Annotated in this window: 9 protein-coding genes; 6 read left to right on the top strand and 3 right to left on the bottom strand. The window is 46.4% G+C overall.

The window, feature by feature from the left end:
* The first annotated feature begins 572 nt into the window (after positions 1–572).
* The gene (locus tag MsAg5_RS00485; RefSeq protein ID WP_338098646.1) at positions 573–1,916 is read left to right on the top strand and encodes a cytochrome ubiquinol oxidase subunit I; all 1,344 of its coding nucleotides are present in this window, start codon (positions 573–575) and stop codon (positions 1,914–1,916) included.
* Positions 1,909–2,925, top strand: a complete 1,017-nt coding sequence (gene cydB / locus MsAg5_RS00480) for a cytochrome d ubiquinol oxidase subunit II (RefSeq protein WP_338098645.1) — start codon at positions 1,909–1,911, stop codon at positions 2,923–2,925. The genes MsAg5_RS00485 and cydB overlap by 8 nt, the downstream gene beginning before the upstream one ends.
* A 603-nt stretch (positions 2,926–3,528) precedes the next feature.
* On the opposite strand, the gene MsAg5_RS00475 is transcribed toward cydB, so the two are convergent.
* Positions 3,529–4,536 (bottom strand): transcription initiation factor IIB, encoded by a 1,008-nt coding sequence (locus MsAg5_RS00475; protein ID WP_338098644.1) that lies wholly within the window; start codon positions 4,534–4,536, stop codon positions 3,529–3,531.
* 222 nt (positions 4,537–4,758) lie between these two features.
* The gene (locus MsAg5_RS00470) at positions 4,759–5,013 is read right to left on the bottom strand and encodes an H/ACA ribonucleoprotein complex subunit GAR1 (protein WP_338098643.1); all 255 of its coding nucleotides are present in this window, start codon (positions 5,011–5,013) and stop codon (positions 4,759–4,761) included.
* 710 nt (positions 5,014–5,723) lie between these two features.
* On the opposite strand from MsAg5_RS00470, the gene ppdK reads away from it, so the two are divergent.
* Together ppdK and MsAg5_RS00460 are read left to right on the top strand one after the other, a co-directional pair.
* Positions 5,724–8,372 (top strand): pyruvate, phosphate dikinase, encoded by a 2,649-nt coding sequence (ppdK, locus tag MsAg5_RS00465; protein WP_338098642.1) that lies wholly within the window; start codon positions 5,724–5,726, stop codon positions 8,370–8,372.
* Positions 8,373–8,695: 323 nt separating this feature from the next.
* Positions 8,696–11,503 (top strand): cation-translocating P-type ATPase, encoded by a 2,808-nt coding sequence (locus tag MsAg5_RS00460; RefSeq protein ID WP_338098641.1) that lies wholly within the window; start codon positions 8,696–8,698, stop codon positions 11,501–11,503.
* Positions 11,504–11,681: 178 nt separating this feature from the next.
* Here MsAg5_RS00460 and MsAg5_RS00455 read toward each other — a convergent pair whose 3' ends face one another.
* A complete protein-coding gene (locus MsAg5_RS00455) occupies positions 11,682–11,840 on the bottom strand; it encodes a hypothetical protein (RefSeq protein WP_338098640.1) in 159 nt (52 codons plus the stop codon).
* 254 nt (positions 11,841–12,094) lie between these two features.
* Here MsAg5_RS00455 and MsAg5_RS00450 point away from each other — a divergent pair, with 254 nt between their 5' ends.
* Together MsAg5_RS00450 and MsAg5_RS00445 are read left to right on the top strand one after the other, a co-directional pair.
* Positions 12,095–13,216, top strand: coding sequence for an anaerobic sulfatase maturase (locus MsAg5_RS00450; protein ID WP_338098639.1), 1,122 nt, complete (start codon positions 12,095–12,097; stop codon positions 13,214–13,216).
* A gap of 85 nt (positions 13,217–13,301) precedes the next feature.
* Positions 13,302–13,739: a PPC domain-containing DNA-binding protein gene (locus MsAg5_RS00445; RefSeq protein ID WP_338098638.1), complete on the top strand. Its 438-nt coding sequence runs from the start codon at positions 13,302–13,304 to the stop codon at positions 13,737–13,739.
* The last annotated feature ends 68 nt before the right edge of the window (positions 13,740–13,807 follow it).

Here is a 13,807-nt window from a genome sequence, read left to right as displayed (position 1 = left end):
AAATTGAATGAAATTGAATGAAATTGAATGAAATTGAATGAAATTGAATGAAATTGAATGAAATTGAATGAAATTGAATGAAATTGAATGAAATTGAATGAAATTGAATGAAATTGAATGAAATTGAATGAAATTGATGAAATTGAATGAAATTGAATGAAATTGATGAAATTGATGAAATTGAATGAAATTGATATTTTATATATTATTTTCAAATTTTAATTCAAAATACAAAATATAATTCGTCGTCTTGTTTCCTTTTTTTATTTTTCTTATTTGTCGATTACCTTTTTATATTTTAATAATCATTCCCAATAAGGATAGATTTCTTTTAATTAAATTTCAGATATATGAAAAGAATTTAATGTTTTGGAGATCTATATTGTTTCGATTTATATTATTGAAGAGATTTTTCTCTCAATAATAAATTCCGGATCTTTTTCGTGAATGGGGTCGGAATCTCCGGGAAATCAGTGCCGGTCAATCGGTATGATTAAATCGGTCTTAAAAAATCGGTAACAGCTTAAATTTACAGACGTGATATTTTTCGTTAAACAGCACAGGTGACATCTATGATGGATATTATTATGCTCAGCCGTCTTCAGTTTGCAGCCACCGTCTTTTTCCACTTTATTTTCGTCCCGTTGACGATTGGACTCGGACTCCTGGTGGCCGGCTACGAAGTGGCCTTTTGGAGAACTCTCAACGAAAAGTGGAAAAAATCCGCCGCTTTTTTTGGCAATTTATTCAAAATCAACTTCGCGTTCGGTATTGTGACCGGATTTGCGATGACCTTCCAGTTCGGAACCAATTGGGGTCCGTATTCTGAATTCATGGGCGACGTTTTCGCGTCCCCGCTGGCGCTTGAAGCCTTAATCGCTTTCTTCCTGGAAGCGACGTTTTTCGGCATCTGGCTTTTCACCAGCCACAAAAAACCGGCGCTTAAAGCGTTTTCAATGGTCATGGTGGCTCTCGGAACAACCATTTCCGCTATTTGGATTATTACCGCCAACGCTTTTATGCAGCACCCAACCGGTTATGAAATGGCCGCCGACGGCAGCCAGATTTTTATGACCAGTTTCATCGATGTGTTAACCAATCCGTATCTTTGGTACATGTTGATTCACACGCTTCTTTCCGCTTATTTGCTGTCCGCCATTTTCGTCGTCGCTATCAGCGGTTACCACTTGCTTAAAAATAAGAAGTCCAACGTTGACATCTTCCAAACATCTATGAAAATCGGCGTCTACGCTTTGGTGATTTCCGCCCTTCTTTTGCCGGGCCTCGGCCTCCTCTACGGCCACTACATCAGCGACGTTCAGCCGGTCAAAGCCGCTTCCATGGAAGCTGTTTGGACAAGCGGAACCGATAAACCGATGTATTTGATTCAAATTCCCTCGGAATCGCAGGGCAAAAACATTGTCCAGCTGATCGGCATTCCCTATCTCGGCAGTTTCCTGCTGACGGGCGATATACATGGAAATGTGACCGGTCTCAACGATATTCCGGAAGATGATCGTCCGCCGGTGGATATTACATTCTACAGCTTCAGACTTATGGTGATGCTGGGTATGGTCTTTATTTTGGAAGCGTTTGCAGGTCTTTATTTTGTCATCAAAGACAAAACCATGCAATCCAAAAACGCAAAGCGCTACATGAGGCTCATGCTTTACAGCATTCCGCTGCCGTACATTGCCATTATGCTTGGCTGGACCGTTGCCGAAGTCGGCCGCCAGCCCTGGATTGTGTACGACCTCTTCCGGACGTCGGACGCCGTTTCGCCGATTCCGGCCGTTCAGATCATCTTCTCGATGGGACTTTTGGTTCTCTTCTACCTGATCTTGTTCGTCTTGGACGTCTACCTGCTCCGCAAATCCATCATCGCAGGCCCCGAGGGGGTGGCAGACCATGCTTGATTACACACTGCTCATCAACATTTGGTTTGTTCTTTGGTGCGTGATTTGGGCAATCTACCTCGTCGTCGATTCCTTTGCGCTCGGCGTCGGACTTTTGTCTCCGTTCCTGCCGAAAACCGCCAACCAACTGTCGCAAATGGTCCGCTCGATCGGTCCGTTTTGGGGCGGCAACCAGGTTTGGCTGATTCTCGCCGCCGGCGGCACGTTTGCAGCCTTCCCGCTCATCTTTTCCAAGATGTTCACCTTCTTGTATCTCCCGATGATGCTTCTCTTGGTCGGCCTCATCCTGCGCGGCATCTGTATTGAATTGATTTATGAAGACGACAACAAAACGCTTCAAAAGATTTTCAAATACGGTTGGTTCCTCGGCAGTTTGATCATCACCGCCGTTCTCGGCGTTGCGTTCACCAACTTCTTCCGCGGACTGATGATTGACGCGAACTACGTTTACACAGGAACGCTTCTCGGCCTCTTTAACATCTATGCGTTGTTGGGCGCCGCATTGTTCGTCCTGCTCTTCCTGACGTCCGGCGCTTACTGGCTGGCGTTCAAAGTGGCGGGAGAATTGTCGACCAACGCGCAAAAATGGGGCAAAATGTTCTCGATCGCAACAGCCGGTGTGGCGTTGATTTACATTCTCGGCCTCTTTAACACCGACAATTTCGCAATCAACTACAACGCCTATCCGGTTTTGTATTTGATTCCGCTGATTGCCGTCGTCTTTGCGCTCGCGACAATTGCACTCGGGTATTTGAAAAAAGATCGGCCGTTTTTCGCCTTCCTGACAAACCTCGGGACGATTTTCTTCGGTGCGGCGACAGGCGTCGTCACGCTTTACCCGTGCATTCTCAAGTCGGCAATTAACCCGGATTACGGCATCAGCATCTTTGACGCCGCGTCCAGTCAGTTGACGCTCTCGTTGATGTTGTACGGCGCATTGGTCTTTGTTCCGATTGTGATTATCTACCAGCTTTGGTCTTACACGAAATTTAAGGACAAGATCAACTAACAAAAAAGCAATAAACCAATAAATCAAAAACGGAGGCGAATGTAATTTTTGCATTCGCCTTTTTTTATTTTTTATCAAAAAGCAAAAATTACATTTTTTCAAAATCAAGCAAACCATCCCGCAAAATCAGACGCTTTGCGTCTGTATTTTGCGGATTCCGATCAGTAAGATGCATTGATTTTTAGGTACAGATTGCACCTGCAGTTCACTATTTTTCAATTTCAGTTTGCACCTACTGTTGACTGTTTTCAGATTTCAAATTGCACCTACGGGTGACTGTTTTTAGATTTCAGATCGCATCTGCGTTTCTGAAAATACAGTTGTTTCTTGGTCCGATTTGCATCTGCTGTTTCTATTTCCCAATCCATCTCATCGGATTCCGATTAAACAGACGCGAAACGCGTCTGTTTAATCGGGATGGTTTGCATGACATCTTCAAAAAATTGCCCCTCATTTTTGAAAAATTGAAGAAAAAGTGTCCCCATAACGCGCGCGTATGCCGCCCGCCGAAAAAACAAAAAAAGAAATTAATGAAAAAAAGTAAAAAAGAAATGAAAGAATTAACAAAAAGAAAGAAGAAAAACGATTCAAAGAACCGTTTTCTTACAAAATAATTTCAATGTCGAGTTCTTCCGCGAGTTCTTTGTAGCGGTTCCGAATCGTCACTTCCGTCACACCGGCCACATCTGCTACTTCTCTTTGGGTTCTTCTTTCCCCGCAAAGGATGGACGCAATGTAAATTGCCGCTGCGGCAACACCGGTCGGACCTCTGCCGCTGGTGAGTTCCTTTTCGGACGCTTGCCGGAGAATCTCAACGCTTTTCGCTTGCACTTCGCCTTTCAAATTCAATCCGGAACAGAATCTCGGGACGTAGTCAATCGGCGACGTCGGCATGAGTTTCAAGGAGAGTTCTCTGGAAATGAAACGGTAAGTTCGTCCGATTTCTTTTCGGCTCACTCTTGACACTTCTTCGACTTCGTCGAGTGTTCTTGGGACGCTGCACTGGCGGCAGGCGGCGTAAAGAGCGGCCGCGGCGACGCCTTCAATGCTTCGTCCGCGAATCAAGTTCTTGTCAACGGCTTTTCTGTAAACGACGGACGCGGTTTCACGGACGGTTCTCGGAAGACCAAGGGCGGACGCCATTCTGTCCAATTCTGACAAAGCAAATGCCAAGTTGCGTTCCGTGGCGTTGCTGACACGGATGCGTCTCTGCCACTTTCTCAAACGGTAAAGTTGCGCACGGTTTTTGGATGAAATCGATTTGCCGTAAGAGTCACGGTTGCGCCAGTCAATCATGGTGGAAAGACCTTTGTCGTGAATTGTGTACGTCATCGGGGCGCCGACACGCGAGCGTTTCATGCGCTGGTCGTGGTCAAAGGCACGCCATTCCGGACCTTCGTCCACGAAGTCGGCGTCAACGACCAAACCGCAGTCGCCGCAGACCAACTCGGCGCGCTCATAATCGTGAACTAAATTTTGGCTGCTGCATTCCGGACAGCAGTAGATTTCCGTGTCCTTGGTCACTTCTTTTTCTTTTTTGGACCGGATCATCTCTTTAATTTTATCTCTGTTAATCGTGTCCGAGTATCGGACTCTTTCAATTTCTACCATTTCATCACCATCTGTATACGATATCACTCTATTCAAAATGTTATAAAATTCAGTAATAATTTGATAATAAATTCAGTAATAATTTGATAATAAATTCAGTAATAAATTTAGTAATAAATTTAATTCAATATCATAAGAATCAAAATGTTCTCATAAATTCTCAATAATCTGTTGCATCATATCGAAATCCGCTTTTCCTCGACGAATTTCGCAGTCATTATTTTACTTAATATAGACTTTCTCTTTGACCAGACTTTTGATTTGCGCCGCTTTCATTTCCCGATAAATACGAACCAAGAAGTAAGGCTGCTTTTCGGATCCAAATACCGTCACAACTTTTCCGATCGGCTTGACGCTTTTGTCAATGACTTGCGCGTTCATCATCCCAAACAAAGGGGTTGTTGAATCCGCAACGTCGTACTTGACAACAAAACAAGATTGACCATGCAGGTGAGTGACTGTTCCAAGTCGTTTCATGAAATCCTCAAAATCTATATATATTAAAATGTCATGGGATTATCTGTATTCTATTCTTGTTTCATACTTGGTTTCGCTCTTTTAAAGCCTTTTTTTGCGTATACTTTCAAGTATCGCTCGCTCAAGATGAAGACAAATAGACATATATCCTAATATTTGGTATATAAATCTATCGAAAAGATTAATATGCATTTTCAATTTTGCCGCCAAAATATTTTTTAAAAACGATTAATGTCGTCATTCTTTTTGAAAGACCGGGTCGAATCTAATCGGTCTTAAAATTTTTCGGAAACCTTTTCCTTTTTCATTCAAAAAACCGGCTGTTTGAGAAAGCTTTTTATTATGAATTTCATTCCGTCCCGTCCTATTGTTAGAATGCAATTCGAATAATATATTCGACTTGTCTCTGACATGTTCGGAATGGTCTCAAAAAGGTATCTATTTTATACCAACTACCTTGCCAATTTCGCCATTTTAATATATGAGAAATACCGTTTTTCCATTCTGTTAACTCGGCTGGGTTTGCTCGGGATTCTGACGTTTCAGCCGCTCTTATTGATTTTTACTTGGTTTGGTATTTTTTATATAGGTCACATGGCAGTTCTATCGACAAATATTAAAATAACCAATTCTTTTTTATTCAAGGCATTTTTATCATTTTATTAAGTTTTCACAAAAACACAAAATCGGTTTAATCGGAGGATAATTTTTTGTCTCAATACGTTTATTCATTTGGCGCCGGCCAAACGGAAGGAAAAAGCAGCATGAAAGATTTGCTCGGCGGCAAGGGCGCGAACCTTGCGGAAATGGCAAATCTCGGCATTCCGGTTCCCCCCGGATTCACCATCACAACCGAAGTCTGTACGATCTATCTTGAGAAAAATAAGTATCCGGATTCGATTTTAAAAGAAATCAAAGACGCTGTTTTAAGTTTAGAAAAAGCCACCGGAAAGAAACTCGGCGACAAAAAAGACCCGCTTCTCGTTTCCGTCCGCTCCGGCGCGCGTATTTCCATGCCCGGCATGATGGACACTGTTTTAAATCTGGGACTCAATGACGAATCCGTTCTCGGCCTCGCCGAAAAAACCGGAAACGCCCGTTTTGCTTACGACTGCTACCGCCGCTTTATTTCCATGTTCGGCGACGTTGTTTTGGGCATTGAGTTCAACAAATTCGAGCACATCTTGGACGCGCAAAAAAAGAAATCTAATGTTTCTTCCGATACCGAACTTTCCGTCGACGATTTAAAAGCGATTGTTGAAGACTCCAAAAAAATCGTTTTAAAAGAAAAAGGCTTTGCCTTCCCGCAAGAGCCTGAAAAACAACTCTTTATGTCGATCGACGCCGTTTTTGATTCCTGGAACACCGAACGCGCCGTCATCTACCGCCGGATTAACAACATTCCGAACAACTGGGGCACCGCCGTCAACGTTCAATCCATGGTTTACGGCAATATGGGCGAAACGTCCGGAACAGGCGTCGCATTCACCAGAAATCCGTCCACCGGCGAAAACCGCTTCTTCGGCGAATACCTCATCAATGCGCAAGGCGAAGACGTCGTTGCCGGCATCCGGACGCCGTCTGAAATCAGCACGCTTGAAAAATGCATTCCGGCTGCTTACAAACAATTGGTCGACATCTGCACCAAACTGGAAAAACACTTCCGGGACATGCAAGACATTGAATTTACCATTCAAGAAGGCCAACTCTTCATGCTTCAAACCCGAAGCGGAAAAAGAACCGCACCGGCCGCGACAAAAATCGCCGTCGACATGGTGGATGAAGGCCTCATCGACAAAAAGACCGCCGTCACCCGGATTACCCCGGCTCAAATCGACCAGCTGCTTCACCCGATGATCGACCCCAAAGCGCCGCAAAAAGTCGTCGCCAAAGGACTTCCGGCGTCACCCGGCGCCGCCGTCGGTAAAGTCGTCTTCACACCCGAAGACGCCGAATACTGGGTTGAAAAAGGCGAACGTGTCATCTTGGTTCGGACGGAAACATCCCCCGAAGACATCGGCGGTATGCACGTTTCCGAAGGCGTTCTCACCGTTCGCGGCGGCATGACGTCGCACGCGGCTGTCGTCGGACGCGGCATGGGAAAACCCTGCGTCGTCGGCTGTGGTGATTTACTGATCTCCGCCGAAGCGAAAAATTTCAGAATCGGCGACATCGAAATTAAAGAATTAGACTTTATTACAATTGATGGCAGCACCGGCTGCGTTATTTTGGGACAAGTCCCGCTCATCGAGCCCGAAATCAGCGAAGAAATCGAGGTTCTTTTGGAATGGGCCGACGAAATCAGAACGCTGGGCGTTCGCGCCAATGCCGACAATCCGGAAGACGCTCAAAAAGCGCTGGATCTCGGCGCAGAAGGCATCGGACTTTGCCGGACCGAACACATGTTCTTCGAAGAAGCCAGAATCATGGCCGTTCGCGCGATGATTATGTCCGAATCCAAAGAAGAGCGGGAAATCCATCTGAAAAAGATTCTGCCGATGCAAAAAGAAGATTTCAAGCAAATCTTTAAAGTCATGTCCGGAAAACCGGTCACCATCCGGTATTTGGACCCGCCGCTTCACGAATTCCTCCCCAAAGTTCATGAAATTCAGGACAAAATCCGCGAACTTCAAGAACAGGGCGCGCCCCAAAAGGAAATCGACCGGCTGATGAACGTGATCAACCGCGTGATCAATCTGCACGAGCTCAACCCGATGCTCGGCCACCGCGGCTGCCGCCTCGGCATCACCTATCCTGAAATTTACAACATGCAAACCCGCGCCATTATCGAAGCCGCCTGTGAATTACAAAAAGAAGGCGTCATCGTGAAGCCCGAACTCATGATTCCGCTCGTCGGCCACGTCCGCGAACTTGAAATCACCAAAAAAGACGTTCAGGAAGTCGCCGCTCAAGTCATGAAGGAATGCAGCGTCCAAATCGACTACAGCGTCGGAACCATGATTGAGCTCCCGCGCGCCGTCATGACGGCCGATCAAATTGCCAAGGAAGCGGAGTTCTTCTCCTTCGGAACCAACGACCTCACGCAAACCACATTCGGTTTCTCCCGAGACGACGTCGCCAAATTCATTCCGCTCTACATCGAAGACCACATCTTGGCGGACGATCCGTTTGCGGTTCTTGACCGCGAAGGCGTCGGCGAACTGATGAAAATCGGTATTGAAAAAGGACGCAAGACACGCCCCAATATGAAAATGGGCATTTGCGGCGAACACGGCGGCGAGCCCAACTCCATCATTTTCGCGAATGAGCTCGGTCTGAATTATGTCAGCTGTTCCCCATACCGTGTGCCGATTGCAAGATTGGTGGCGGCGCAGGCGACCATTGCCAAAGAAAAGTAAACACATTTACTCAAATATTCAAAGAATCGGTTTTATTGCCGATTCTTTGGTCTTTTTTTGTTTTTGATTTTTGCGTTGCCGGCGCGCGCGTTACGGCAGCAACTTTTGAAAACAAATCAGAAATTTGTTCTCGTTCTGATCTTATTTCTAAAAACAGCGTCTTTTTTTTATTTTTCAATCGTAGAACTTACTTTCTTTTTTATCAAAAATATCTTCAAAGATAACAGTTTCTTCTTTTTTATTAACCATATTTATATCCGATAATGGTTTTATTCAAGATACATCTACTTTATTAATATACAAATAATTCCGGTGTGTCCGAAATGAATCAAAAAGCGGAACAACAAATCACAGAAAAAAAGCCGGAGACCACTTGGTGTTCTCTGGAAGAAATCAGTATTTTCGAACAACTTAAAACGGATGAACAGGGGCTTTCGAATGAGGAAGCCGCGAAGCGTCTTGAAGAATTCGGACCCAACAAATTAGAGGAAGGCAAAAAACGGTCTCTCATATCGATTTTCATTTCCCAGTTTGCCAACTTAATGATTTGGGTTCTCATTGCGGCCGCATTGATTACGGCTTTTATCAGTTATTCCGAACACGAATTTCCGATTGACAGCATTATCATCTCCGTCGTCGTCATCCTCAATGCTGTTCTCGGAACCGTTCAGGAAGCAAAAGCGGAATCCTCGATTGAAGCACTTAAAAAAATGGCGGCGCCCAATGCCCGCGTGCTGCGGCGCGGCACGGTTTCGACAATTCCTGCGGCTGATTTGGTCGCCGGCGACATTGTTCTTCTGGAAGCCGGCGATTCGGTTCCGGCCGATCTGCGTTTGCTCACCTCCTTTTCATTGAAAATTGAAGAGGCGGCGCTCACGGGCGAATCACAGCCCGTTTCCAAAAAACCGGGTGCTTTGGGCAATGTTTGTATCGGCGACCGGACCAACATGGCGTTCATGGGCACGTCCGTCACATACGGGCGCGGCAGCGGCGTCGTTGTCGCCACCGGCATGCAAACCGAAATCGGGCATATTGCCAAACAGCTGACTTCGACCACGAAAGAAATTACGCCGCTCCAAAAGCAGCTCAATACAATTTCAAAAGCGATTTCCGTTTTGGTTATTATTATTGCCGCATTGGTTTTTGTTATCGGCTATTTGGGCGGACAGGAAATTGTCGACGTCTTTTTAACAGCCGTATCGCTTGCGGTCGCGGCCATTCCGGAAGGATTGGTGGCAGTTGTCACTATCGTTTTGGCGCTCGGCATGTCCCGGATGGCCAAACGCGGCGCTTTGGTGCGCCGGCTGCCGGCGGTTGAAACGCTTGGTTCCACCCAAGTGATTTGTTCCGATAAAACGGGAACGCTCACTCAAAACAAAATGACCGTCCAAAAAGTCTGGAACTTTGATTATATCGACGACGCTCATTCGCCTGAAATCGCGCCGCTCCTTGACGCGCTCGGGCACTGCAACGATTCCCGTTTGGACGAAAAATTAAAGTTTATCGGCGACCCGACGGAAACCGCGCTTTTGGATTATCTGGTCGTTAACAATCTGTGGACCATCGATCAAATCAAAGGCCGCAAGCGCGCCGGTGAAATCCCGTTCGATTCCGAACGGAAACGGTCAACCGTCGCTGTTGATTTTGATAAAATTACGGTTCAGGTGACCGAACAATCGATCGGATCCGGTTCCGATGCCGATAATGGTCCCGATGCCGTTCATGCTGAATCTGTTCATGCTGAAACCATTTCCATTTCATCCGAGCCTGTTTTCAAAGAAGAAATCACTCAAAAAGCATCCGGGAAAATCCGCATTTATGTCAAAGGCGCGCCGGAATCCATTGTCGGACGGTCTGATTTTGCTTTCCATGAGGGACAAGTTGTTCCGATGACAGATGATTTAAAGTCCCAAATTCTGTCCGTCAATGAAGAAATGGCGGCGAATGCGCTTCGTATTTTGGCTTTTGGGTACAAAGATGAAGCGTCGATTGACGCGGAAGACGTGGACGGAACGGAAAGTCATTTGATTTTCTGCGGACTCGTCGGCATGATTGATCCGCCGCGTCCGGAAGTTGCGGAAACGGTGAAAACCTGCCGCCGGGCCGGTATCATTCCGGTCATGATTACGGGCGACCACAAAACGACGGCTGTTGCGATTGCCAACGACCTTGGTCTTTTGGACGACGGCCGGATCGCCATTACGGGCGCCGATCTGGAAGCCATGAGCGAAAAAGAGTTGGACGACAACGTGACGAAAATCGGCGTTTATGCTCGTGTTTCGCCGGAACACAAAGTCCGGATCGTGACGGCTTGGCAAAAGCGCGGCAAAATCGTCGCCATGACCGGCGACGGCGTCAATGACGCGCCGGCGCTCAAAAAAGCCGACATCGGCGTCGGTATGGGTATTACCGGAACCGATGTGTCCAAAAGCGCATCCGATATGGTTTTGATGGACGACAATTTCGCCACCATCGTTTTGGCCGTTGAAGAAGGACGCAGCATCTTTGATAACATTCACAAAACCGTCCGCTTCCTGCTTTCTTCCAACATGGGAGAAGTGATCGCCATTCTAACCGCCACCGCCATGGGATTCATTCTTTTGTCGCCGATCCACATTTTGTGGATCAACTTGGTGACCGACACGTTCCCGGCACTCGCGCTCGGCGTCGAACCGGCTGAAAAGGACATCATGGACAGAAAGCCGCGGGACCAAACCGTTCCGTTTTTCAACAAGCGGACTTGGGGACGTATTTTCATGGTCGGCTTGGTGGAAGCCATTCTTGCTTTGGCTGCCTACCATCTCGGAAATACGGTTTCGGCCGCCACCGGCGTTACCATGGCCTTTTTGACCTTGTCCTTGGTTCAGTTGTTTGCCGCCATCGGTTTCCAATCAGAGCACCACAGCATTTTTGCGATTAAACCCAAAGAACATCCGTACTTGTGGCTGGCGTTCTTCGGCTCCGCCGCGCTTCAGCTGATCGTTGTCTTGGTGCCGTTTTTGCGGGACATTTTCGGACTCGTCGATTTGGATATGAAACAGTGGATCGAAGTGCTGATTCTCTGTATTCTCATGCTGGTCTTTGTGGAACTCCAAAAATGGGTTGCCCGGCTCCGGCACGAAGACGCTTAAATTGAAAATGTTGAAAAATTCATGAAATGAATTTTTCATTTCCTTCTTTTTTTCTTTTTCTTTTTCTTTTTCTTTTTGTTTGTGTTTGTTTTTGTTGGCACCGGCGCCGCGCGCGTTATAGCGACACTTTTTTGAAGAAGTCGGCAAAAACGAAAGGTCAATTTTCTATTTTTTAGTTTTAGCTTGCATCTTCCGTTTCTGACAATACAGTTGTTTCTTGGTACCGTTTTGCATCTTCTGTTTCTAACAATACAGTTTTTTCTTGGTACCGTTTTGCATCTTCCGTTTCTAACAATACAGGTTTTTCTTGGTACCTTTTTGCATCTTCCGTTTGCACCTTCTCATCCTGCGATATCCGCTTAAACAGGCGCGAAACGCGCCTGTTTAAGCGGGATGGTTTGCTTGGCTCAAAATTAGAAGTTGCAGTCATCAATTTCCGAACTCAAAAATAGAAATTGCTACGGGTCAATTGACTCAAAAAGAAAATGTGTCGCCATAACGCGCGCGGCGCCGCTCGCTCAAAAAAATCTATTTTTTCCATCCGTTAATATTTAAATGAATGAATACATTAAGCATGCAGGAGTTTTAATCGTGCAAGCTTTATCTTTACTCATCAAACCGGCGTCCGGCAACTGCAACATGCGTTGCGAATATTGTTTTTACAACGACGTCTCCGAATCCCGCGAAATGAAAAACCGCGGACGGATGACGGAAGAAACCTTGGAGCTTTTGGTTAAAAAAGTCCTCTCCGAAGTCACCGGCTGGTGTTCTTTCGGGTTTCAGGGCGGCGAGCCGATGCTCATGGGTCTTCCTTTTTATGAAAAACTGATCGAATTTCAGAAAAAATACAACGTCCACCACATTCAAATTGACAATTCCATTCAAACCAACGGCACGCTAATGACGGACGAGTGGGCTCAATTCTTTGCCCAAAATCGTTTCCTGGTCGGCTTATCCATTGACGGAAACCAAAAAACGCACGACAAGCTCCGGTTGGACGCTGCCGGCAACGCGACGTTTGGCAAATGTATTTCCGCGGCTGAAATTCTGACCCGCAACGGCGCCGATTTCAATATTCTCAGCGTCGTCACCAAACCGTTCGCCGCCGACCCGGACAGCGTTTATGAGTTCTATAAAAAATATGATTTTCACTTCATTCAGTTCATCGCCTGCATGGACAATCTGAACGAACCGCACGGCAGCAACCCGCATTCTTTAGACGCCGATTCGTACGGTCAGTTCCTCAACCGGATTTTTGATTTGTGGTACGATGATTTCATTACCGGCGACTACTATTCCATCCGCCAGTTTGACAATTACGTTCGCATGCTGATGGGCGAGGCGCCCGACAACTGCGCGATGACCGGTCACTGTCAAAGTTATCCGGTGGTCGAAGCCGACGGATCCGTCTACCCGTGTGATTTCTACGCGCTGGACGAATACAAAATCGGCGACGTTCGAACGGGCAACTTTTATGAAATGTTGAATTCGGACGCGTCCGTCCGGTTTATGGAACCGTCCGGTCTTGTTCATGAAAAATGCAAAGCATGCGCCTACGGATTTATTTGCCGTGGCGGCTGCCGGCGTGACCGGGAACCTGTGACGGGCGGCGTTCCCGCACTGAATTGCTATTGTGAGGCTTACCAACAGTTTTTCGCGCACTGTTTGCCGCGGATGGCGGACATTGCCAAAAAAATGCCGAGGCGGACATAAAATTATAAATCGGAGAACGGATTTTATTTCGTTATTCTCTCATTTTCTCATTTTCTCATTTATCACTTTGTTGGAGGTTCAAATTATGGATTACCGTGTCGGGCAAGTCGGCCGCGTTTTCACCATTCGGATTGATCACGGCGAAGACATTTTGGAATCAATCAAAACCGTTGCCGTTCGTGAAAAAATTAAAATCGCCAATTTTGTTCTTTTGGGCGCGGTCGAAACCGGAAACCTGGTCGTCGGACCGAAAGAAAACGTTCGCCCGCCGAATAAACTTTGGATCAGCTACGACGACGCGCATGAAATTGTCGGCGTCGGCAATTTGTTTTGGGAAAAAGGCGCGCCTGTTCTTCATATTCACGCCGGTCTCGGCAAAGGGTCGGACGCGCGCGTCGGCTGCGTCCGTTTGGAAAATAAAGCGTTCATGGTGACGGAAGTTTTCATGTACGAGCTCACCGGATTTGAAGCCGAACGCGTTTGGTCGGAAGAAGAAGGGTTTTCGCCGGTTCAGTTCCGGTAACATCAACCGATTTTCTTCTCATCATTTTTCCGATTATGTTTTAAGAATATGATCTGCCGGTAAAAAGG

It is taken from the genome of Methanolapillus africanus (assembly GCF_032714475.1).
Lineage (GTDB): Archaea > Halobacteriota > Methanosarcinia > Methanosarcinales > Methanosarcinaceae > Methanolapillus > Methanolapillus africanus.
The sequence above is the reverse complement of the archived record's forward strand: the minus strand, read 5'-3'. Positions and strand labels throughout refer to the sequence as shown.